General features: G+C 37.2%; 23 protein-coding genes and 1 pseudogene. 13 read left to right on the forward strand and 11 right to left on the reverse strand.

The window, feature by feature from the left end; translation table 11 throughout:
* On the reverse strand, positions 1–1938 hold the full coding sequence (gene dxs, locus SOI82_RS02150; protein ID WP_320667746.1) for a 1-deoxy-D-xylulose-5-phosphate synthase: 1938 nt from the start codon (positions 1936–1938) through the stop codon (positions 1–3).
* Between the two features lie 120 nt (positions 1939–2058).
* Here dxs and ilvA point away from each other — a divergent pair, with 120 nt between their 5' ends.
* From ilvA to SOI82_RS02165, 3 genes are read left to right on the forward strand one after another with little or no spacing between them, the layout of a single operon-like run.
* A complete protein-coding gene (ilvA, locus tag SOI82_RS02155; RefSeq protein ID WP_320667747.1) occupies positions 2059–3600 on the forward strand; it encodes a threonine ammonia-lyase, biosynthetic in 1542 nt (513 codons plus the stop codon).
* A 40-nt stretch (positions 3601–3640) separates the two neighbouring features.
* Positions 3641–4174, forward strand: a complete 534-nt coding sequence (gene scpB, locus SOI82_RS02160; protein WP_320667748.1) for an SMC-Scp complex subunit ScpB — start codon at positions 3641–3643, stop codon at positions 4172–4174.
* A 26-nt stretch (positions 4175–4200) separates the two neighbouring features.
* Positions 4201–4494, forward strand: a complete 294-nt coding sequence (locus SOI82_RS02165; RefSeq protein WP_320667749.1) for a YggT family protein — start codon at positions 4201–4203, stop codon at positions 4492–4494.
* Positions 4495–4619: 125 nt separating this feature from the next.
* Here the strand turns inward: SOI82_RS02165 and SOI82_RS02170 are convergent, their stop codons facing one another.
* Positions 4620–4949, reverse strand: a complete 330-nt coding sequence (locus SOI82_RS02170; RefSeq protein ID WP_320667750.1) for a nucleoside triphosphate pyrophosphohydrolase family protein — start codon at positions 4947–4949, stop codon at positions 4620–4622.
* A 78-nt stretch (positions 4950–5027) separates the two neighbouring features.
* On the opposite strand from SOI82_RS02170, the pseudogene pyk reads away from it, so the two are divergent.
* The 3 genes and pseudogenes from pyk to ftsH all read left to right on the forward strand — a co-directional run.
* A pseudogene (gene pyk / locus SOI82_RS02175) lies at positions 5028–6449 on the forward strand (pyruvate kinase); the annotation flags it as partial.
* On the forward strand, positions 6445–7674 hold the full coding sequence (locus SOI82_RS02180) for an ABC transporter permease (protein ID WP_320667751.1): 1230 nt from the start codon (positions 6445–6447) through the stop codon (positions 7672–7674). The pseudogene pyk and the gene SOI82_RS02180, both read left to right, overlap by 5 nt.
* Positions 7675–7896: 222 nt before the next feature.
* Positions 7897–9816, forward strand: a complete 1920-nt coding sequence (ftsH, locus tag SOI82_RS02185) for an ATP-dependent zinc metalloprotease FtsH (RefSeq protein WP_320667752.1) — start codon at positions 7897–7899, stop codon at positions 9814–9816.
* 102 nt (positions 9817–9918) lie between these two features.
* Here the strand turns inward: ftsH and clpP are convergent, their stop codons facing one another.
* Positions 9919–10509 (reverse strand): ATP-dependent Clp endopeptidase proteolytic subunit ClpP, encoded by a 591-nt coding sequence (gene clpP, locus SOI82_RS02190; RefSeq protein ID WP_320668455.1) that lies wholly within the window; start codon positions 10507–10509, stop codon positions 9919–9921.
* 84 nt (positions 10510–10593) lie between these two features.
* On the opposite strand from clpP, the gene psb29 reads away from it, so the two are divergent.
* On the forward strand, positions 10594–11250 hold the full coding sequence (gene psb29 / locus SOI82_RS02195; protein WP_320667753.1) for a photosystem II biogenesis protein Psp29: 657 nt from the start codon (positions 10594–10596) through the stop codon (positions 11248–11250).
* A gap of 222 nt (positions 11251–11472) precedes the next feature.
* Here the strand turns inward: psb29 and petN are convergent, their stop codons facing one another.
* Positions 11473–11574, reverse strand: coding sequence for a cytochrome b6-f complex subunit PetN (gene petN, locus SOI82_RS02200; RefSeq protein WP_320667754.1), 102 nt, complete (start codon positions 11572–11574; stop codon positions 11473–11475).
* Positions 11575–11641: 67 nt separating this feature from the next.
* Here petN and clpS point away from each other — a divergent pair, with 67 nt between their 5' ends.
* Both clpS and SOI82_RS02210 read left to right on the forward strand, forming a co-directional pair.
* The gene (gene clpS / locus SOI82_RS02205; RefSeq protein WP_320667755.1) at positions 11642–11938 is read left to right on the forward strand and encodes an ATP-dependent Clp protease adapter ClpS; all 297 of its coding nucleotides are present in this window, start codon (positions 11642–11644) and stop codon (positions 11936–11938) included.
* Between the two features lie 150 nt (positions 11939–12088).
* Positions 12089–12373, forward strand: coding sequence for a DUF2103 domain-containing protein (locus SOI82_RS02210; RefSeq protein WP_320667756.1), 285 nt, complete (start codon positions 12089–12091; stop codon positions 12371–12373).
* 551 nt (positions 12374–12924) lie between these two features.
* Here SOI82_RS02210 and SOI82_RS02215 read toward each other — a convergent pair.
* On the reverse strand, positions 12925–13338 hold the full coding sequence (locus SOI82_RS02215; protein WP_320667757.1) for a hypothetical protein: 414 nt from the start codon (positions 13336–13338) through the stop codon (positions 12925–12927).
* 67 nt (positions 13339–13405) lie between these two features.
* A complete protein-coding gene (locus tag SOI82_RS02220) occupies positions 13406–13675 on the reverse strand; it encodes a hypothetical protein (RefSeq protein ID WP_320667758.1) in 270 nt (89 codons plus the stop codon).
* Positions 13676–14078: 403 nt separating this feature from the next.
* Between SOI82_RS02220 and SOI82_RS02225 the strand changes: the two genes are divergently transcribed.
* Positions 14079–14414, forward strand: a complete 336-nt coding sequence (locus SOI82_RS02225; protein ID WP_320667759.1) for a hypothetical protein — start codon at positions 14079–14081, stop codon at positions 14412–14414.
* A 64-nt stretch (positions 14415–14478) separates the two neighbouring features.
* Here SOI82_RS02225 and SOI82_RS02230 read toward each other — a convergent pair whose 3' ends face one another.
* Positions 14479–16146 carry an ArnT family glycosyltransferase gene (locus SOI82_RS02230; RefSeq protein ID WP_320667760.1) on the reverse strand — a complete coding sequence of 556 codons (1668 nt, stop codon included), beginning with the start codon at positions 16144–16146 and terminating at the stop codon, positions 14479–14481.
* Between the two features lie 287 nt (positions 16147–16433).
* Here SOI82_RS02230 and SOI82_RS02235 point away from each other — a divergent pair, with 287 nt between their 5' ends.
* Together SOI82_RS02235 and SOI82_RS02240 are read left to right on the forward strand one after the other, a co-directional pair.
* Positions 16434–16721 carry a hypothetical protein gene (locus tag SOI82_RS02235; RefSeq protein WP_320667761.1) on the forward strand — a complete coding sequence of 96 codons (288 nt, stop codon included), beginning with the start codon at positions 16434–16436 and terminating at the stop codon, positions 16719–16721.
* A gap of 279 nt (positions 16722–17000) precedes the next feature.
* Positions 17001–17723, forward strand: coding sequence for a DUF1350 family protein (locus SOI82_RS02240; protein WP_320667762.1), 723 nt, complete (start codon positions 17001–17003; stop codon positions 17721–17723).
* Positions 17724–17729: 6 nt separating this feature from the next.
* Here the strand turns inward: SOI82_RS02240 and acs are convergent, their stop codons facing one another.
* Positions 17730–19706, reverse strand: coding sequence for an acetate--CoA ligase (gene acs, locus SOI82_RS02245; RefSeq protein ID WP_320667763.1), 1977 nt, complete (start codon positions 19704–19706; stop codon positions 17730–17732).
* A 91-nt stretch (positions 19707–19797) separates the two neighbouring features.
* On the opposite strand from acs, the gene SOI82_RS02250 reads away from it, so the two are divergent.
* Positions 19798–20475, forward strand: a complete 678-nt coding sequence (locus tag SOI82_RS02250) for an HAD family phosphatase (RefSeq protein WP_320667764.1) — start codon at positions 19798–19800, stop codon at positions 20473–20475.
* Here the strand turns inward: SOI82_RS02250 and sds are convergent.
* Genes sds through SOI82_RS02265 form a run of 3 tightly spaced genes read right to left on the reverse strand, consistent with a single transcriptional unit; the run spans position 20472 to position 23360 of the window.
* Entirely contained in the window at positions 20472–21443 is a 972-nt protein-coding gene (gene sds, locus SOI82_RS02255; protein ID WP_320667765.1) for a solanesyl diphosphate synthase, read from the reverse strand. The two genes, SOI82_RS02250 and sds, sit on opposite strands and share 4 nt — an antisense overlap.
* Before the next feature lie 22 nt (positions 21444–21465).
* Positions 21466–22269 carry a glutamate racemase gene (gene murI, locus SOI82_RS02260; protein WP_320667766.1) on the reverse strand — a complete coding sequence of 268 codons (804 nt, stop codon included), beginning with the start codon at positions 22267–22269 and terminating at the stop codon, positions 21466–21468.
* A complete protein-coding gene (locus SOI82_RS02265) occupies positions 22266–23360 on the reverse strand; it encodes an N-acetylmuramoyl-L-alanine amidase (RefSeq protein ID WP_320667767.1) in 1095 nt (364 codons plus the stop codon). Before SOI82_RS02265 ends, murI begins: the two co-directional genes overlap by 4 nt.
* Positions 23361–23362: the final 2 nt, after the last annotated feature.

The raw sequence follows: 23362 nt of genomic DNA on the forward strand, positions 1-23362 counted from the left end.
TCAACTTTGAATCGTTTGGTTTTCCGTATTACTTTTAACTAGTGATTCATTATTGACAAAACCAAACCGCTTTTGAATATTAAGAGACATTTGTTCTGGGGTAAGACCTAAGTCTTCCTTACTTTGGTTTGGACTTGCGTGATGAACTAATTTGTCTGGAATGCCTATTCTCAAAGTTGGTATTGATAAATCTTGATCGGACAGGGATTCTATAACCGCAGATCCAAAGCCACCAGCCAAAGCTCCTTCTTCCATAGTTACTAATTTGCCTATTCTTCTCGCTAAAGGATGAATTAAAGCCTGGTCAAGAGGCCTAAGAAAACGTGCATTTATAACTGTTGAATTAATACCTATTTTCTTCAAAAGAGACGATGTTTTAATTGCAGGAGCAACCATTGAGCCATATGCCACTATTAGTAGGTCATCTCCTTGTAAAAGTATTTCCCCTCGGCCAATTTTCAATGGGTCCCAGCCTTCCTCCATAAGTGGGACACCTTCTCCTGAACCCCTTGGAATACGTAATGCTATTGGTCCATTATGTTCCATGCATGTAACCAACATGCGCTGTAATTCGGCCTCATCTTTTGGTGCCATTACCGTAAAGTTAGGAACAGAGCGTAAATAACTAATGTCATATTGCCCTTGATGAGTGGGGCCATCCGCACCAACAATTCCTGCTCTATCTAGAACAAAAGTTACAGGCAAATTTTGAATACCAACATCATGAATAAGTTGGTCATAAGCCCTCTGAAGAAAAGTACTATAAATAGCAACTACTGGTTTTAAACCTTCGCAACTCATTCCTGCTGCGAGAGTGACGGCATGTTGTTCAGCAATACCCACATCAATGTATTGATCTGGAACCGCTTTCTGGAGTAGATCTAAACCTGTACCTGTTGCCATCGCTGCTGTAATACCAACAACCCTATTATCTTGCTCACATAATTTCACTAATGTTTGGCCAAAAACTTTGCTATAACTTGGTGGTTTTGGAGTTTTAGAGGGGAGTGACTTTCCTGTAGTGAGATCAAAAGCAGATTGAGCATGGTAACCAACCTGATCTGCTTCAGCATATGGATATCCTTTACCTTTGGTAGTAACAACATGCACTAAAACAGGTCCTCCAACCTTGTGCGCCGACTGAAATGTACGAACCATTTCTGAAATGTCATGACCATCAATTGGTCCCATATATGTAAAGCCTAGTTCTTCGAAAACAGCACCTACTTTTGGAACAGCAAGTCTTCGCATGCTTCCTGTTAAAGACTTAAATTCTGGGGGCAGCTCTCCTCCCATAAAGGGCAGGTTCTTAACACTCTCCTGAACACTGTCAGAAATAAATTGCATTGGAGGGCTAAGCCTCATTCGATTTAAATAGCTTGACAACGCTCCAACTGGTGGAGAGATAGACATATCGTTGTCATTAAGAACTACAAGTAATGGTGTATTTGGCATATGACCAGCATGATTTATTGCTTCTAATGCCATCCCTCCAGTCAGAGCGCCGTCACCAATGACAGCAACGCATTTAAAATCTTCACCACGTCTTTCTCGCGCAATTGCCATACCAAGGGCAGCTGATATTGATGTACTAGCGTGACCAGCACCAAAGTGGTCAAATGTGCTTTCTGAACGTTTGAGGTATCCAGCTACACCATTTTGTTGACGAAGAGTATCAAAGTTTTCATAACGACCAGTTAAAAGCTTATGAGGATAGGCCTGGTGGCCCACATCCCAAGCAACCCTATCTACATCTAAATCAAGAGTTTGGTATAAGGCAATGGTTAATTCAACCACTCCTAAACCTGGACCCAAATGACCGCCACTAGTAGAAACTACTTGCAAATGACGCTCTCTAATCTGACAAGCAACATCCTCTAGCTCCTCCGTGGTCAAGCCATGGAGCTGATTCGGATGGGTTAAATCGCTTAGCCGCATTCCCTTCCTGAACCAACTCAATCAATCTAAGAGGTATCGGTCACACTTAGGTGACATTATTACCTAATAACTAATGCAATGTAGAAAACAACAATCCGAACAAGATGGAAAAACCCTGAAATGAAAGACTATTTACAAAAAATCCTGAGGGCTCGCGTTTATGACGTAGCAATCGAAACGCCTCTAGAAACCGCAAAAAATCTTAGCAATCGCTTTAAGAATCAAATCTGGCTAAAACGAGAGGATTTACAACCCGTTTTTTCATTCAAGTTAAGGGGAGCGTATAACCGGATGTCACAACTCAATGAAGTTGAGTTAAAAAGAGGGGTTATTGCCTCCAGTGCGGGGAACCATGCTCAAGGAGTTGCCCTAAGTGCCTCATATTTGAAATGCAGAGCTGTAATAGTTATGCCAATTACTACTCCAGCCACAAAGATCAAGGCTGTTGATGGGCTTAAAGCAGAGGTCATACTTCACGGCGATACCTATGACGAGTCATACAAAGAAGCCTTGCGCATCAGTAAAAAAGAAGGTCTTACCTTCATTCATCCATTTGATGATCCAGAAGTAATTGCTGGACAAGGAACAATTGGATTGGAAATTCTTAGGCAGAGTGAAAAATTACCCGATGCAATTTATGTGGCTGTTGGTGGTGGAGGCCTTATTGCTGGTATTGCTGCCTACGTAAAAAGCCTATGGCCACAAATTGAAGTAATTGGTGTTGAACCTAAAGACGCCGCTGCTATGACTGATTCACTAAAGGCAGGAAAAAGAATTCAACTAAACAACGTAGGCTTGTTTGCTGATGGAGTTGCAGTTAAAGAAGTAGGAGAACACACATTTGCTCTAGCAAAGCAATATGTTGATTCCATGGTGACAGTAAGTACTGATGAAATATGTGCTGCGATAAAAGATGTCTTTGAAGACACTCGATCAATTCTAGAGCCGGCTGGTGCACTTGCTATCGCAGGACTTAAGGCTGATGTTACAAATCGAGGATTACACAACCGCAATCTAATTGCAGTTGCATGCGGAGCAAATATGAATTTCGACAGACTTAGATTTGTTGCTGAGAGAGCGGAGCTTGGAGAAGAAAGAGAATTAATGCTTGCAGTTGAGATACCTGAAAAGGCAGGAAGCTTGAGGGAATTATGCGAAGTTTTAGGGAACAGAAGCCTCACAGAATTTAGTTATCGCATGTCAGGAAATTCAAATGCCGAAATTTTTATGGGGGTAGAGGTGAAGGGGCCTAATGATCGTTATGAACTGATTGAACAATTCAAAAAATCAGGAGTGAAATGTCTTGATCTTAGTAATGATGAACTATCCAAAGTTCATCTTCGCCACATGGTAGGAGGAAGGTTACCTATTTCTTCAAAAATAGTTTCTGAAAAACCCCTGAAAGAACTCTTGTACAGATTTGAATTTCCTGAGAAGCCTGGGGCATTAATGAGATTTGTAAATACTCTTAAACCTGAATGGAGTATCAGCATATTTCACTACAGAAATCATGGTGCTGATATCGGAAGGATAGTTGTAGGAGTATTAGTTCCTGATTCGGAAATAGAAAATTGGGAGATATTTCTCGAAGAACTTGGCTACAAAAGCTGGAATGAAAGCGAAAATCCTGCATACAAACTTTTTTTAGGTGCACAGACTTGATCCTCACGGTATTTTGACTTAACCAATCACAAGGCCTCGTATGGCCATAGATGCATCTATTAATAGTCCAGAAAAAGCCACAGACATTTCTCTCCCCTCCAGGCTAGAGGCAATCCTCTATTTAAAGGGAAAACCTTTGTCAGTGAAAGAGATGACTGAACTTGTTCAAGAATCAAAAGCTTCTGTTGAGGAAGCTTTAGTTGTTCTTATGGCTGGGTATGCCCAACGTGATTCGGCTTTAGATATTCAAGAACACAATGGCCTATATAGCCTTCAACTCCGCAAGGGGCTAGGAGAACTTGTAAAAAGTCTATTGCCAGTAGATTTGTCCTTAGGAACATTGAGAACTCTTGCCACTATTGCATTGAAAAAAAGAATTCTCCAATCTGAGTTAGTAGATCTACGCGGATCAGGAGCTTATGACCATATAAAAGAATTAGTTTCGCAAAATTTCATTGAACGTAAGCGCCAAAGCGATGGCCGCTCATATTGGATAACTCTTTCAGACAAGTTTCACCGAACATTTTCAGTGTTACCTGATATAAGTTCTGCGCAAACCCCTAAGGCTGCATAGAGTTCTAAAACGAATTGCTCTCTAACATGGAAATCATTGCCACATTTCTGCAGGTACTTACACAGACTCTAGAAATCTACTCATTAATCTTAATCCTAAGAGTACTCCTCAGCTGGTTCCCAAATCTTGACTGGAGCAACCCCGTATTAAGCAGCATTAGCTCTATAACTGATCCATATCTAAATGCATTTAGAGGTATAATTCCAGCAATTGGAGGCTTAGATTTATCTCCTATTCTCGCATTCGTTGTATTAAATCTAATGCAGCAATTGCTTGGTAGTGCTGCACTTTCAGTGTTTAGTACAGCCATTAGCTATTAGATAATTTTTAAATAGGAGAATAAATAAAGAAATCAGGTTTCAATAGATGTATATTATTTACTCTCTCCTGATATTATCAATTAAGCAATTTTAAATATATTCTAATTACTTAATAAATTAGGTACCTAACGCTTATCACCTTCACCAGAAATTGTCCCTCTTAAAGATCTACTGGAAAGTTTTTCCAAATTTGCTTTCGCAACATGCTCTAATTCAAAACCAAGCTCACTGCTCAACTGTGAAAGGTACCAAAGCACATCTCCCAACTCCAACAAAATGGCTTCACTAGCCTCCTGGTCGAATATACCCTTCCTATCACGGAGTACCTTCTTGACCTTCTCTGCTACCTCTCCAGCCTCACCAGCGAGGCCAAGAGTTGGATATATAAAGTTTTCTCCGACATCAGGATATAAAGCAGTTTCTCGAGATTTGAGTTGGTATTCGTTTAGGTTCATGATGGGTAAGAAACAAATGCTTGAGGCAATTACTGTGACAGCAAGATGGTATTTTTCGCAGGTTCACTGGTCTATTTGATGCCTGAAATTGATCTAACAAGAAGGACTAAAATAGTCGCCACAATTGGACCGGCGACAGAAGGCCCTCAACGTATCAAGGAGCTTGTAAAAGCTGGTGCCACCACTTTTAGACTGAACTTTTCCCATGGCGATCATCAAGAACACTCAAAGCGCATAGACACTATTAGACAGGTAGCAAAGGAACTTGGAGTCCATATAGGGATTCTCCAGGATCTACAAGGACCAAAGATACGTTTAGGTAAATTTAAAGAAGGTCCAATAACACTTTTAACAGGAGACAAATTTTCACTTACATCAAAAGAAATAGATTGTTGCCAAAATATTGCTAATGTTACATATAAAAAGTTAGCAAATGAAGTAACTGCTGGAAGTAGAATTTTATTGGATGATGGTCGTGTTGAGATGAAGGTTGAAAATGTAAATATACCTGAACAAACACTTAATTGCCTTGTCACAGTAGGAGGGGTTCTTTCTAATAATAAAGGAGTAAATTTCCCTGACGTTCAACTCTCTGTAAAAGCATTAACTGAAAAAGATAGAAGGGATTTAATATTTGGCCTCCAAAGGGATGTCGACTGGATAGCACTAAGCTTTGTAAGAAATCCAGCTGATATGAAAGAAATAAAAGATTTAATAAAGGCATATGGAAGCAATACACCTGTGGTAGCAAAAATCGAAAAATTTGAAGCTATTGATCAAATAGATTCCATTCTGCCTCTATGTGATGGGGTAATGGTCGCTAGGGGTGATTTAGGAGTAGAAATGCCAGCTGAAGAAGTACCACTTTTACAAAAAGACTTAATTAAAAAAGCAAATAGTCTTGGCATTCCAATAATTACAGCAACCCAAATGCTTGACTCGATGGCCTCTAGTCCTAGGCCTACAAGAGCAGAAGTCAGTGATGTTGCTAATGCAATACTAGATGGTACAGACGCAGTAATGCTTTCCAATGAAACCGCTGTAGGCGATTACCCAGTAGAAGCAGTAACTACAATGGCAACTATCGCAAGGCGAATAGAGCGTGATTATCCACAACGATCAATAGAAAGTAATCTGCCAAGTACAATTCCGAATGCTATTAGTGCCGCAGTTAGTAGCATTGCCAGGCAATTAAATGCAGCAGCCATACTTCCATTAACAAAAAGTGGTGCTACTGCTAACAATGTAAGCAAATTTCGTCCTGCGACACCTATATTAGCTATTACAAATGAAATCTCAGTAGCAAGAAGACTCCAATTAGTATGGGGTGTTACACCATTATTAATTGATAATCAAGAGAGCACCACTAAAACCTTTAACCTAGCTACAGAAGCAGCACAAAACATGAAAATACTCAAAGAAGGTGATCTTGTTGTAGAAACTGCAGGCACCTTAACTGGTGTTAGTGGTTCAACTGATTTAATCAAAGTAGGATATGTCTAGAAAACTAGCCATCACCGAAACGGTGTCAATGGCGTTCACAACTCTTAAGTCAAATAGGTTACGAAGTCTATTAACTATGTTAGGAATAGTAATAGGTAATGCCTCAGTTATAACACTAGTAGGAGTAGGTAGGGGTGCACAGAACCTTGCAAAAAACCAATTAAGTAATTTAGGTGCAAATGTCTTATTTGTAGTTCCTGGAAACAACGATACGCGTAGAAGAGGGGTAGCATTCCCAAAAAACCTCGTCTTAGAAGATGCCTATGCCATTGCAGAACAAGTACCAACAGTTAAAAGAGTCGCTCCCCAAATAACATCTAATGAAGTAGTTCAATTTGGATCAAGGAGTTCAACTAGTTCAATTTCAGGAATTACACCAAACTTCTTACCTGTTAGAAGTTTTGATATTTCGAATGGAAGATTTGTTAATGAGCAGGATATTAAGTCTGCACGAAATGTAATTGTAATTGGTCCAGATCTAAAGAAAAAACTATTTCCCTATAGCCAGGGTATTGGTAAAAACATAAGAGTAAAAGATCAGTCTTTTCAAGTTATTGGTATTATGTCACCTAAAGGTGCTGTTTTTGGGAACAACCAAGATGAAAATGCCTATATTCCTATTTCAACTATGGTTAGTAGATTAACAGGAAGAGACCCGACATATGGCATAAGTCTTAGTTTTATAAGTGTTGAAGCTAAAAATGAAAAAAGCACTAGAGCCGCTAAGTTTCAAATAACAAATTTACTCAGACAAAGACACAAAATCAATAGAGATGATGACTTTGCAGTTCGTTCTCAAAAAGATGCACTACAAATAGTTAGCACAATCACTGGTGGTTTAACTCTAATGTTGGCGGCAATTGGGGGCGTTTCGCTTTTAGTAGGTGGAATAGGAATAATGAACATTATGTTAGTTTCAGTAAGTGAACGAACTGAAGAGATTGGATTAAGAAAAGCACTTGGCGCCCAATCTTCTGATGTGCTCAAGCAATTCCTTGTAGAGTCACTAATCCTTGCTAGCCTTGGTGGTGTTATTGGAACATCAGTAGGACTAGGAACCGTTGCCGCTGTTTCAATCTTGACACCACTTCCTGCGAGCATAGGGATGGGAACTATTATCACAACAGTTACATTATCTGGTTCAATAGGATTAATATTTGGCGTACTTCCTGCGCGTAGAGCTGCAAAATTGGATCCAATCGTAGCCTTAAGAAGTTTATAATTGATATTGAAAAAGTGAGAAGAATTAAGCTATCTAAATGCTATTAAATTTAATTGGCATATTCATAGTATAGAAGAATTAAGAAATTATAATAATCAGCAAAAGATCCTAGGATATTTAAGAATAGAAATCTCTGGAAATTACTATACTGAACTTTTTTTTTCTGAAAATCAAGCAGTTAGAAGTAAATCCCTTTACAATCAAAAGACTTTCGAAGTTCACATGAATCAGCGGTGGCGTCAAATAGCTCTATGGTTACTGCCTATAGGTATGGTTTTGCTCCTTTCTTGGCAAATCTTTGGAGGTTCACAAGTTAACCAAGGTCCCAAGTCAAATACATCCACAAGTGCTCCAAGAAATACAGCTGTTTCTAGGATGAGTTATGGTCGTTTCCTTGATTATGTAGAAGCAGGAAGAGTTACTTCAGTAGATATTTATGAAGGGGGCAGGAATGCTGTTGTTGAAGCAATTGATCCGGATTTAGATAACCGCGTCCAAAAAATACGAGTTGACCTTCCTGGCCTAACACCAGAGTTAATAAACAAGCTAAAGGAAGAAGGGATTAGCTTTGATATGCATCCTGCTAGAACTGCTCCACCTGGATTAGGAATACTTGGGAACCTCTTATTACCTTTAATTCTAATTGGGGGACTAATCCTGCTTGCCAGAAGATCCAATTCAATGCCTGGTGGTCCAGGCCAAGCAATGCAATTTGGCAAAACAAAAGCAAGGTTTGCAATGGAAGCTGATACTGGTGTCAAATTTGACGACGTGGCTGGAGTTACAGAAGCAAAACAAGATTTAGAAGAGGTGGTCACTTTTCTCAAACAACCAGAAAGGTTTACCTCTGTAGGTGCACAAATCCCTAAAGGAGTTTTACTTGTAGGTCCTCCAGGCACGGGAAAAACGTTACTGGCTAAAGCAATTTCAGGTGAAGCCGGAGTACCTTTCTTTTCACTATCTGGCTCTGAATTTGTTGAAATGTTTGTAGGAGTAGGAGCTAGTCGTGTAAGAGACTTGTTCAAAAGAGCAAAAGAAAATAGTCCCTGTCTAATATTTATTGATGAAATTGATGCAGTTGGTCGACAAAGAGGTGCGGGAATTGGTGGAGGAAATGATGAGCGAGAACAAACACTTAATCAACTCCTGACTGAAATGGATGGGTTCGAAGGAAATAGTGGAATTATAATAATTGCAGCAACTAATCGACCGGATGTACTTGATTCAGCTCTTATGAGACCAGGTCGTTTTGACAGGCAAGTAATGGTAGATGCACCAGACATTAAAGGTAGGCTATCTATTTTAAAAGTTCACTCAAGAAACAAGAAGTTATCAGAAAATCTTTCACTAGAAAATATTGCAAGGAGAACACCTGGTTTTACCGGTGCTGATTTAGCAAACCTTTTAAATGAAGCAGCAATACTAACTGCAAGAAGAAGAAAGGAATCAATAACTTTGACTGAAATTGATGACGCAGTAGACAGAATCATTGCGGGCATGGAAGGGCAACCACTAACCGATGGAAAAAGCAAAAGATTAATTGCCTATCACGAAGTTGGACATGCATTAATAGGAACACTTATAAAAGATCATGACCCTGTTCAAAAAGTTACTGTTATCCCTAGAGGACAAGCAAAAGGTTTGACATGGTTCTCACCTGATGATGATCAAATGTTAGTGAGTAGAGCACAATTAAAAGCTCGTATTATGGGAGCATTAGGCGGAAGGGCAGCAGAGGATGTTGTATTTGGTAGAGAAGAAGTCACAACAGGAGCCGGTGGAGATATTCAACAAGTTGCATCAATGGCGAGACAAATGGTAACAAAGTTTGGAATGAGTGATCTTGGGCCAGTCGCATTAGAAGGGGATAGTCAAGAAGTATTCCTAGGAAGAGACCTCATGACAAGGACAGATATTTCAGATGCGATTTCGCGTCAAATAGATGAGAAAGTAAGGGAGATGGTCAAACATTGCTATACAGAAACTGTATCTATAGTCCAAAAAAATAGGCCGGCCATGGACAAGCTGGTTGAAATTCTTATAGAGAAGGAAACTATTGATGGGGAAGAGTTCTCAGAAATATTATCTGACTTCACCTCAATCCCCAAAAAGGAAAGAACAATTCATACTTTGATCAATTAAGTTTAAACCTCAATCAAATAATACCAGGTATAGAAAATACTAACCAAAATAAATAGTTCTTATTAATCACATTATGAGCAATAATATGATTTCTAATTATTACTAAACTGGGTTAACCGGTCTTTTGTTTAGGACACTATCTATTATTCCGTACGATAGGGCTTCTGCTGGCGACATAAAGAAATCTCTATCAGTATCTGCCTCAATTCTTTCTATATTTTGTCCAGTTCTAATTGCTAACTCTTTATTCAAGCGTTCTTTTAGAAAAAGAATTTCATCAGCCTGAATTCTAATATCACTAGCTTGTCCTCTAGCACCTCCTAAAGGTTGATGGATCATTATTCGAGAATGTAAGAGGCTACTTCTCTTCCCTTTTGTGCCTGCACAAAGAAGAAAAGCACCCATACTTGCAGCAAGACCAACGCAAACAGTATGAACATCAGGCTTAACATGTTGCATCGTATCGAAGATGCCAAGGCCATCATAAACAGAGCCTCCTGGGGAATTTATATATAAGTAAATATCTTTATCAGGATCTTCTGCTTCTAAAAATAACAGTTGAGCAACTATACGATTTGCAGAATCATTTGTCACAGGCTCTCCTAAGAAAATTATTCTTTCCCGTAATAGTCGAGAATAAATATCAAAAGCCCTTTCACCTCGACCTGACTCCTCGATGACTATTGGGATCATTTTGTCTCTAATCGGTTTACACGATCTTAACGGTGGCAAGCCTGGAGCTATGGTCATTGAAGAATTAGGTCTTAAAAAGCGCAATTGAATGAGAGAAAGACTATTGCTGACAGCAAGAAAGCCTTCCACAATGCTTTCCCGTATGTCATACCTCCTATTTACAGGCGAGTAACCGACGAATTATTAGTAGAGCTCAATCTGCTTAGCCATGCAAGGGACTTTCAACCTGGTCCAATATTTGCACTAGGCCTAAGGAAAGTATATGAAGCTTTTACTAAAGGATACCGCCCCCAAGAGCATTTATCGCCTCTTTTTGAAGCTATTTGTAGAAGTAATGGTTTTAACCCAACAACCCTTTATGACAAATCACAAGAGACTCTTGAGGCCAGTAAGGGCAATTCACTTAATGACATAAAAAACTGGTTAAAACAACAAGGTAATGGAGCCCCAGAAGTTCTAGCTAATGACATAAAAGAACTTTCACAGGGTAGAAATCACTATTCACGTCTAACAGTGATAGGTCTTTTTACATTATTAGATCAAGGAATAACAAGCGAAGAAAACAAAAAGGAGTCAATCAGCAAAGAAATTAAAATTATCACCGAGAAGTTTGGATATTCAGTTAATAGAGTTGAAAGAGATCTCACACAGTACTCTGCAAATCTTGAAAAGATTTCTCAAGCCCTTGAATTATTAAAAGAAACAATTGCCTATGAGAAGAAAAAAAAGGAAACAAAGTAAGACAATATTCCTGAAGAGGGTTAATATCTAACTCCCATCAATTGGCATGAATTTATTGATATTAGAGTTGAGATGAATAATTTACTTATTTCGTCTACGACGATCTTTGAATTCTATGAAGGAAAGATATATTATAGATATGGTTACAAACAACAATAATATAAGAGCAGATATGCTCAAGATGGAATTGGTAGAAAGTGAATTGATCTGCACAATGGTTTTTTAGAAATCAATAGACCCATCTCCGTTTCGCCCCCAAACGACCATAGCTATTGAGAGTGTAAAGACAGCAGCCAACGCTGCCCATGCGAATGTGAATAACATAATATCGATTGAAGGTTGTACCTAGTAGGCTAATACAAGAATACACGTCTTTATATTTCTCTGGGTTATGACATATGCTTCGCCAAGCACAGGGACAGTACTAGAGAGGGCCAAGGAGACGGTTAAGTATCCAGAAGCACGTGTAATAGTTCTTGATGACAGTGTTAACACGTTTGAACACGTAGTTAACTGCCTTAAGAAAATTATTCCTGGAATGACAGAAGAAAAGGCATGGCACCTAACTCAACAAATCGATAAAGATGGGTCGGCTGTGGTTTGGAGCGGGCCCCTGGAACAAGCTGAGTTGTACCATCAACAGCTATCTGGTGAAGGACTGACAATGGCTCCTCTAGAGAGATGTTAACTTCAGGAAATCTGCAACGAAATAGAAATCCATGAACTTAATAACGTATATTTTTATTTCCTCCACACCAATATGAGTTTCTCCTGAGTCAATTAATAGGTCAGAATTCTTATACAGCTCAAATTTTTATCGGAAAAGTAATAAAAAAGAATGGGGCGTGTTGTTCTTACCCACAGTACATATATTAAGGGTTTAATACCAAAGCTAAAATTGTTAGCTAAATACTCAGGTATTAAGACAGTAACTCCAGGAGAAATAAATAGAACAAAGGGGCAGGGAGGAATTCTTAACTTAAAACTCTCAACTAGTATTAGGGGTGGCTATAAACTAATTGCCAGAAAAGGGAAAAGTGTCCAAGAAATTTTTGTAGTTACAGAACTAGATAAGGATATTTTGGAAATAATTCTTAAGTCAATTATAAAATCTAGACTCTAAACATAGATTTTTTTCACAGATTCAATTGGGTAATCGGATATCTGCTGGTCCCTCAATAAGGACTCAGACAAATCATCAAACATTTCTTCTTTAATTGCATTCATAGCCTCCTCTAATATCACAGAATCGTATACAGGCATAAAATTAAATATAATCTCAGATATATTAATATTTTATTTTGAAGTTAAGCCAACGCTTAAACGGACGAAATAAAATATTTAGAATTACTTAATAATGTGCAAAGAAAAATTAGAGTAATTTAAAATTAAAAGTTTGAAATGTTAAGAAGCACTTTCCTATTATTTATACTTTTTCTGGCTTCAGGGTTAGCTAAGGCAAGTCAAGAAAAAGAAATCAATGAGTTTTGCAGAAACAAAGAGGATGTAATCTCTTGCGTAAAAGACTATGAGGGGATCCCAAAATTAAATGTTCTACCATATTTGCCAAAGGCCAGTCCTATTCCTATAAAAATTATCCCTTATAGCGAGTAAAATATAATAAAATAACAAATAGCATATAGATAAATTATCCTTTTTATAAATATTTTGAATTTAATACTTGTTATTATTATAGCAAAAATCTTGAATCAATTTAAGTTCAAACTTTTCTTGTGGTGGCATCCACCCCTTCCACAAATTATTCTCCCCTGTAGTATTTATATTATTTGTTGAACAGTTTAGAGCGATATAAAAAGGCTTATTATCACGATTTAATGCTGGAGCTATATGATTACTTCCTTTGGAACGCCACTTTGACCAATTAATCTTAAGATCACCATATCTTAACCATGGTGCTGTTGAATTGATTTTTGATGATTCAGCCTTAATGCCGTCAGAATTAAAATCTATACAACCTTTGTAATCGGTTGCTTTTATACAAAGATTATGTATTTGATTAATGTTATGAGCATTAGCTTCTATTGGTGTAAATAAAGATATTGTTATAATTATATATGTGAATTTCATAATAAGAATAAATAGATTCATTCTATTAATTTAATAAATATGAAATTTTATTATTAATAATTGATTTCTAGATTTCATATTCCTCTTCAAATGATACTAATAGTTTCTTGTATTGATTCAAAAGTTCTTTTGTTTTATCTGTAAAACCTTCTGTGTCATATAGGCCAACCAATAATAAGAAGGTATTTTTGATAGGGTCAAAGGCGAGGCTGTATTCAGAAAGTGTCTCCTCTTCTTGTATGTCATTTATTTGAGCAGTGATGAGCTCTACCTTTTTTGTAGCCAGTGAAATATCTAATTCCATTTCCTTGTTTAATTTCCTCCTTTTTCTGGCCATAGAGCTAAAAATCCTTAGTATAATATAGCCTAAGAAATTGATAAATGGGAATATGCATCATATAAATAACCTATAGCTACTTTTTTATCGTATGGAATTTTGACCAAGATCAAGAATTACAGTGATAAACAGCTAGATGATTTTGTTTATAATATAGAAATGCTAAGTACTAATAATAATAAAATAAGATGATAAGAAAATCGAACATAAACCAACATAAAAGAGGTTTTTACCTAGTAACTATGAAGTAAAATCAAAGAAAGTGAATTTTTCTTAATTGACTTCCATCAGATCTCTTGGGTTTTAAAATACTCATGATAAATCAGCATAAAACAAATGGATGATGCTTTCTGTCTGTTTCTGTAGACATTCTTATATCAAATTGGCATAACCAAAAAATTCTATGAAAAACTCCAAAAGTAATAAAAAATTGCCATGGTGGGTAGAACTTCTTTTTGTACAAATTGGATTGCCAGATTCATGGCTGAGGACATTTCTTAAATCTAAACGAAAAGGAAAATATTTTATCCACAAACAGAAGAAGCCAATAATATATGCATTAATGACATCTATCAGTTTGATATATTTTTATCCAATTGTAAAACAAGCTAGTCTTCATAATAATTGTGTAGATTCAGCTATTGTTTTTGTAAAAAATTCTCTAGATAAAGATACTAAGCTAAACATGAAACAATTAGAAGCGCTATCTACAAGTTTTTGTAATGGTGGGGATATATAGCACTATAGTTTCTTCTTGAAGCAAACTGATTCTAAAAAAGGATAAATAAAAAATAAATTAGAAGTTACAATGGAGTTATCTTAACAAGGTCCCATTTTTTGTATGAGCCAATGTTGATTAAATTAAAGTCGAATTTACTTTTGTAGGTGCTTAACCTTGTATTATCAATTATAATGTAACTTGGCCGAGATAAGTCATCTATTGAATTTAAATAATGTGTAAAATTTGGTAAATAACATTGAAAAAGAGTTTTAGCTTTGCCATCAATATTCACTAAGTAAATGAGTTCTTTATTAATAATATTAGATATTTTGGGATTATTTATAAATAATTTTATATCTGGGTTAGGATTACCCATGAAGCCAGAACTATATAAACCAGTAAAAGTAACTGTTTGTATAAGTGTAATAGTCAAAATAGAATTTATCAACAAAGAATGGGTATAACTTCTATAAACCAAAAACAAACCTACAACAAAATAAGATAATGATGATGGAATCAAGTAATAAGCCAATAGGATGTTTTCATTTGGGATAAAGTCAGCCTTACCGGTAAATAATAAAATTATAAATATTCCTAATAGAGATCCTAAAGCAATAAATAAATAACCGATCAAAGTCTTTAAGCCAGTTAGTTTACTACTTTTATTATAGATTATCTCATCTATAAAAAAACCAAATAATATAGCTATAAATGGGTACAATATAAGAGTATAATGTGAAAATCTAGTGGACATAAATGACAAGATTATATATATAATTGTCGGGCAGATTACAAATATTTGAAATAAGGAGCCGTCTCTTTTTCTGAATAAGAATCTAATGCCAAAAATACTAAGAAGTCCTATAGGAAAAGATAAAAGAAGAATATTAAATGGATAAAATATAATGCTCTTATATATACTGCCTCCTACAGCCTTATTCTGGAAAAAACCATAGAGGCTGTATATTGAATCAGGACCATATGAATGATATGCTAATGATATTGCAATAATTATAGGAATTCCGCCTATTAATATTCCGTTTAATAGATATCTTTTCCTCAATAAATTCCTATGCCGTAAATTTAAAACATAATAAGGAATTATTCCCATTAAAGGCAAAAGAACCATAAGGCTCCTTATGAAAATGGATAAAGATAATAAAAGGCCAATACTAAATGAATAAAATTTGTAGGATCTAATAGAAAGAGTTTCTCTTCTATCGATTCTAATTAGGCATAGCAAGATCAATAGTAAAAGTAAAACATATGGAATATCTGGGCTTGCATAGCGACTATATTGCAACCAAAGTGGCATAGAAGTTAATGTTAATGATGTGATAAGAGATGCATGCCTAGAAAGGAAATCTTTTGCTATTGTATATAAAGTTATAGAGCATAATATTGAGCTAATTCCACTTGGAAGTCTTGAACTTAATTCCGAAAATCCAAAAAGCTTGATACTTAGTGCTATCAACCAATAGCTACCAACTGTTTTATGATGAGCATCAGTAAATGGTGTAAATAGATCTCTTTGTTGTAACATCAATTTGGCTCGTCCAACATACAAACCTTCATCGTGAGCAGTTAGGTTTTGGGTGGAATCATCCCAATATCCCCAAAAACAGACTAAAGAAACAATTACTATTATTAGAATAAAATTAAGATCTAAATCTTTTCCTATTAAAGAACAGGAAATAGTATCCAGGTTATAATCTGATTTTCTCTTGAAATCTAATATTTTTGATTTCATATCAGTAGCTAGTAATTTTACAAGAAATGGAGAAAATTTTAATTAATGAGTTTCAAATTCATAAATTAAACCTAAGTTTAAAACCAACATCATAAAGCCTGATGGAATTTTCCTTACAGCAAGCTTTAATTTTCTGCGATATCATTTTATTACAGTGAAGGGCAATCAGTGAATTCCCATCCAAATTTGGCATAAGAGTATATAAGGTGGTATTTAGTTAAAATAAATAATCTTAATAGATTAAATCAACGAACAAAACACAAACGCCCAAAACATTAATTCCTGTTATGAAAGTTCCTCTACCAGAAAAAAGAAGGTGTGAAGAGTGCCAAAACTTAATGAGTTTAAACTTATATCGTCTTAATAGTTCAACATGTAGATATTGCCAAGATGGGATATCTATTCCTAAACGACTATTGGATTCCTCTATATTAGAAGAACGCAAAATATCTAAAGATGCATCTATAGATAAAGAGATCAAATCAATAGAAAGTACAGTAGAAATTAATGAAGATGAAAGTTCAAGGTTAATAGATAACGATTATGAACAAAGCTATCTTAACGATGAAGAATAAATAGTTAGTTGTTTCTCTGATATCTGATTTAGTGTAAGGATAGTCTAAGATTTATTTTTAACGATGTTATTACTTGAATCCAGATAAAGTACTTTTTCCGTCCGTTTAATCTTTCCATTGAACTGGACGATCCATTCTTGAGCTTTAACTTTTTCAGTTTCCCGATGATCCATAATTCTTTTTGACTTTATTATAACAACAAATTGCCTGGCGCTAAAAGGATCACAAAATTTATCAATGTCATTCTATATTTATTTTAATATTAAAAGCTAAAAGTCAATGTCTAATTGGAGGTTAATAAAAAATGTATGGTGTAATTGGCCTACCTTTCCTTCACATCTTATTGAGATGATAGGTGGAAGCTATCTAGGAGCAAGCCCCCATATTAGTTATAGAAAAATCCTAAATAAACTAGCATCTCAAAATATAGCAGTCCATGCTTGGAGTTATATTCCTGGATTCGACCATCAGTGTATTGCTAATAATGCTTGGAGGGATTTCCGGTATTGTAGAAAGAAGCTTGAGCATAGAATATCTGCCAAACCAATTACTATCCGACTGGGTCATAGTTTAGGCTCTAAATTACATCTATTAGCTCCAGATGGAGGTAGAAATAGTAATGGCTTCATTTCAATGAGTTTCAATAACTATAATGCCTATAAATCCATACCAATTTTAAAAGAGCTTGCACCGAAATTTAATATCAATAAGGAGTTTAGTCCTAGTCCTAAGCAAACGCTTAGAATAATATCTGAAAATTTTTATCAACCCAATAATCTCATAATTAGCTTCATTGATGATCAGTTAGATCAAAGCTCTCTTTTGTTACAAGTTTTAAAAAGCAGAGTAAATGATAGTTCAGAAATCAAGCTATTAAAAGGTGATCACTTAACTCCAACAAGTACTGGTATTAGTAAGAAGCTACTGGGAGAATCAGCTATCAATAAACACAGGACAAAGAACTTAGAAAGCCTAATAAATACAATTTCAGCCTGGCTATAATCAGAATTATGATCTTAATTTATCCAGGACCGATCGATCTTCCAAGGTACTTGTATCTCCGCTTACTTCCTCTCCAGCAGCAAGTGCTCTAAGAATACGTCTCATTATTTTCCCACTTCTAGTTTTAGGTAAAGCATCACTACACTTAATCTCATCTGGTCTAGCAATTGGTCCGATTTCAAGACCTACATGTGATTTCAAGCTCTGAATAAGTTCGCTATCAATAGTACTTCCACTTTTCAAAGTCACAAAAGCTACGATTGCTTCGCCTTTCAATTCATCTGGCCTCCCTACCACAGCAGCTTCTGAAACTGCTGGATGACTTACTAAAGCCGATTCAATTTCCATCGTTCCTAAGCGATGGCCAGAAACATTAATAACATCATCTACTCTTCCCATAACCCAAAAATAACCATCTGAATCACGTCGAGCTCCATCACCTGCAAAATAAATATGACTACCATCATCAGGTCGTAAATACTCCCAATAACTATCACGAAATCTTTGAGGATTGCCGTGAACAGTGCGCATCATCCCAGGCCAAGGACGTTTAACCACCAAGTATCCTCCTTCTCCAGGTTCAACTGGTTTTCCTTCTGAATTGACAACATCAGCTTGTATTCCTGGCAACGGAAGTGTTGCTGACCCTGGCTTTGTAGGTGTAGCACCTGGAAGGGGACTAATCATTACTCCACCTGTCTCAGTTTGCCACCAAGTATCAACAATTGGGCATTTTCCTCCTCCTATAACATCTCTATACCAAATCCAAGCCTCAGGATTAATAGGTTCACCAACAGTACCAAGCAATCTCAAACTACTCATATCAAATTGATCTGGGATAGTTCTTCCACTTTTCATAAAGGCTCTTATTGCTGTAGGAGCGGTATAGAAAATTGTAATCTTATGCTTCTCAATAAGTTCCCAAAATGCTCCTGGATTAGAAGGGCGTGGAGCACCTTCATACATGACTGTCGTCGCACCATTAGATAATGGCCCATAAACGATATAACTATGGCCAGTGATCCATCCAACATCTGCTGTGCACCAATAAATATCATCCTCCTTGGTATCAAAAATCCATTTAAAAGTTAGATGAGCCCAAAGGTTGTAGCCGGCTGTCGTATGTACTACACCTTTGGGTTTCCCAGTAGATCCAGAGGTATAAAGAACAAAAAGACGATCTTCGCTGTCCATAGGTTCAGCTTCACAATCCTCTGGTTGAGCTGAAACAAGATCGTGCCACCAATGATCACAGATCGGATTAAATGGAACTGATGCTTTCGTTCGTTGAACAACAATTACTGATTTAACGCTAGGACAAGAACCTCCTTCCAATGCTGAATCGACTGCAGGCTTAAGGGATATAGCTTTACCTTTGCGAAACCCCCCATCAGCTGTAATTACTGCTTTAGCCTCTCCATCAATCAAACGATCACGAAGTGCTTCTGCTGAAAAGCCACCAAAAACAACTGAATGAGGTGCTCCAATACGGGCACAAGCCAGCATTGCGATAGCGGCCTCTGGGACCATTGGCATATAAAGGGCTACAAGATCTCCCTTCCCGATTCCGATTGATTTCAATCCATTAGCAGCTTTACATACTTCAGCATGAAGTTGCCGATAGGAGTAACGCCTGACATCTCCTGGTTCTCCTTCCCAAATCAAAGCATCTTTATCAGCTTTATCAGTTCCTAAGTGGCGATCTAAACAGTTATAAGAAAGATTAGTTTTACCTCCCTCAAACCAACGGGCGAAAGGTGGGTTAGACCAATCAAGAACCTTTTGAAATGGTTCAAACCAATGCAGTTCTTGAAGAGCAGCTTCACCCCAGAATTTGTCGGGGTCAGAATTGGCCAAATCAACCATATTTTGGTAGCTCTCCAAGCTGTTAATGCTGGAGTTATCTGCCACTTCTCTAGATGGCCGAAAAACCCGCTGTTCTTGTAAAACCGATTCGATGGTCACAGAAGGATCGGAAGACATAGAAAAAAAAATGCCCTTTCTTTTTGGCATTGGGACCTATTCATACTGACCTGACTCTCTTATTAAAAAATCCATTTGGAAACATCATTTTATGAATCTCCCTAAGGCCTGCTTATTGGATTTGGATGGAGTTTTATTAGATACCGAAGAGCTTCATAGTGAGGCATGGTCTAAAGCAGCTGCAATTTACGGAACTAAGCTCAGCGAAGAACAATTAATGCTCTTAAAAGGAAGACGAAGGTTAGAGTGCGCAGAAAAAATAGTTAACTGGATAGGAAAGTCAGTAACTGTGCAAGATTTTATGAATATCCACAAGCCAATATCTACAAAGCTAATGAGTCAGACAACTGCAATATCTGGTGCAGAAGAGTTAGTTAAATGGTGCTTTAATAATAAATTATTAATGGCATTAGTTACAAGTAGTGCAAGAAGCTCAGTAGACTTAAAAAGTAGTTCTCAAACCTGGCTTAACCTAATTCAAATTAGAGTTAATGGCGATGATAGTTCTCTAAAAAAAGGAAAACCAGCTCCAGATCCATATTTGCTTGCTGCAAAGAAATTAAATGTAAACCCGAGTTATTGTTGGGCTGTAGAGGATTCACTTTCAGGTGCACAATCTGCATTAGAAGCTGGTTGTAAAGTCTGGATTTTAAATAAAAAGAAGATCTATAATAAAAACTCAAATAGAGAGCTTCTTAATAAGCAAACTCATATCAAAAGTCTTAGCGAACTACTTGATAAATTGAAGAAATTAAAAGAAAATTATTAATAGAGTCGACTTAAAACAAAGTCTGGAAGTTGAACTAATGCATTACGAGAAGGTGAATCTGGCAACCATGTAAGAGCCTCTCTAGATTCCTTCGCAAAGTTCTCAGCTAGCTTTCTTGTGCGATGAATAGCATTTGAATTGCGAACAAGTTGTAAAGCCTCTTCAATGTCACCTTCTTCCGAAAACTCTCGTTGAATTAAAGTATCAAGTTTAGGATTCTCTTCCAAAGCATATAAAGCTGGTGCAGTCAGATATCCACTTGCAAGATCAGAGCTGGCTGGTTTACCTAATTGTTGATCACTACCAGTAAAATCAAGAATGTCATCAACAACCTGGAACGCAAGCCCTAATTGTTTCCCAAAAAAATGTAAGGACTTGAGATGTTCATCAGATTGATTGCTAAGAACACCTACAGCCTGAGCACTATTAGCAATTAAAGAAGCAGTTTTGCAATAACTTTTTTCCAAATAGGTCTGTAAAGTTTGCCCAGAATCGTATTTATATAATCCCTGTTTGACTTCCCCATCAGCAAGATCCATAATTACGCGACTTAAAAGTTTAACAACGTCAAGATTGTCTAGATTTGCCAAATGCCAACTAGCTTGTGCAAAAAGGAAATCCCCAGCAAGAACTGCTACCCGATGATTAAAACGGCTGTGAACAGTAGCAACACCTCTTCGAGTTGATGCTTCATCAACAACATCATCATGAACAAGTGAAGCGGTATGTATCATTTCAGTGATTTCTGCCAGCCTGCGATGGCGAGGAGATAATTCACCATTAGGTGTCAAGGCCTTAGAAATTAAAAGTACTATTCCTGGACGAAGTCTTTTTCCACCTGCACTAAATAAATGCTCTGCAGCAGCCTGAAGTATTGGATGCTTTGCTCCAATAAGGCTACGAAGAGTAGCCACTAAATTCTCAAGATCCAACTCAACCGGCTGCAGCAGCTCAGTAACTGTTGTCATGAGAATCCTCGATATGATGATCCTAGAAGAAACATGCCTTAGGTCGTAGTGAAACGAGATCGACTTCAGGACAAACCCCTAACAAATGAGCTGCTTTTGCAGCAAAATCGATTGGATTTGAAGTGACACAAAATCGAGTATTAGAAATCGAGAATGGACTCTGCAACGTGGTTTTGGGGGTACCTAGAAGCCTGTCAAGCTTTTGGGCCAAACCAATTGCTGGATCAACTAAGCGAATATGTTTTGGAATGATTTCTTGTAAAAAAGGTTGAAGTAATGGGTAATGGCTACAGCCCAATACAACCACCTCTACCCCGGCATCAAGAAGAGGTGTCAAATATTCAACTGCGAATCTATTTATTGAATTACTACACATTTGGCCTGCTTCAATTAATGGAACAAAAGCTGGACATGCTTGTTCAAACACAATTGTGCCAGGTCTAAAGGCTTCAATTTGATTTTTATAGGCATTAGAAGATGCGGTCGCACTTGTAGCTAAAACTCCCACCTTGGATTCCGTAATCAATTCAGCAGCTGCATTGATCAAACCAATGATGGGTATATTTGCAACCTTTTGAACAACATCAAAGGCCAATGAATTTGTTGTGTTGCAAGCTACAAGAATTGCAGAGACATCCTCACAAAGGAACCAATGCGCAATTTCTTTTGCAATTAACCGGATCTCTGAGGCTTGTTTTTCTCCATATGGAACCCTCGCTGTATCTCCCAAATACAAGCAATGCACATCACCATGCCTTTCTACTACTTTGTTCAGCACAGTAAAGCCACCGATACCACTATCAAAAAGGCCTAAACGAGCAATCAACGAATCTCCCCCCCCTGAAGATACAAAAGAATCCCGCGGGAAATTGCAAAAGAGATTTTGCTCCGATGAGATTGTTGAGCCAAACGAGATGAGTCAAGTCCTCCAGTAAGAAAGCCCGTTTCAACAAGAGCAGCAGGCATGTGTGTGTGACGAATAACAAAAAAACGACTCCTCCTAACGCCTCGATTTGGACTGCCTGGAGATGCTTTTAAAACCTCATTTTGGATAAGACTTGCCAAACGAAAACCTTTGGAACCTGTGAAATAGAAAGTCTCAATTCCATTTACATCTTTTCGGATATTCCTAGAAGCATTTGCATGAATACTTACAAAAGCATCCGCAGCGAGTCGATTCGCCATTGCTACTCGTGGTGGAAGATCAAGATCAACCTCTGAACTTCTTGTCAAATGAACTTTTACTCCTTTCTGATCAAGAATTTTGGCTACCTGAATTGATATATCAAGAACAACATCCGTCTCTCGTATACCGCCAATACCTATGGCCCCAACATCAGGTCCTCCATGGCCAGGATCAATCACCACCCGATAACGTCCTCTAGCGATTTCTGGCAATTCAATAGTGGTTGAAATGCCTCTACTAGAAAAGTTTGTATGTAGTGAAGCCTCTACTGGCCTTCTTACAAGGTTGCCCTCTCCAAGACTTTTTAGACCAATAGTTGGAATATCTACAAACTTCAACTCCCAAAGATCAGGTGATGTTCCTACTAGTTGAAGAGTTTTTGGATCAAAAGTAACTGATTTGTTGAACTCAATTACAAGCCGAGTAACTCCCGGTTGAGGCTGGCCTACTCGAATTTGTTCTAGCGGACCACTGCCATCAAATGATCGAGGGCGTATAGGTTCTCCTGGGAAGTCTATCCAGATTCTATCTCCATTTCCATCTTGCCCATCTTGAAAAAATGCTTGTAGCTTTGCTCCAATAGACGTTCGCAATTTTAGGACTCCATCTTCTCCAAACTTCCAAGCAGCCAAAGAACTTGCAGCTTTTAAAGGGAGCTGATTTGACATAAAAGTTATTTGGAAAACACATGCCATCAACAACAAAAGATGACGTGAAGTACCAAAAACCATCT

Origin of the sequence: Prochlorococcus sp. MIT 1307 (assembly GCF_034092395.1) — a bacterium.
GTDB lineage: Bacteria > Cyanobacteriota > Cyanobacteriia > PCC-6307 > Cyanobiaceae > AG-363-K07.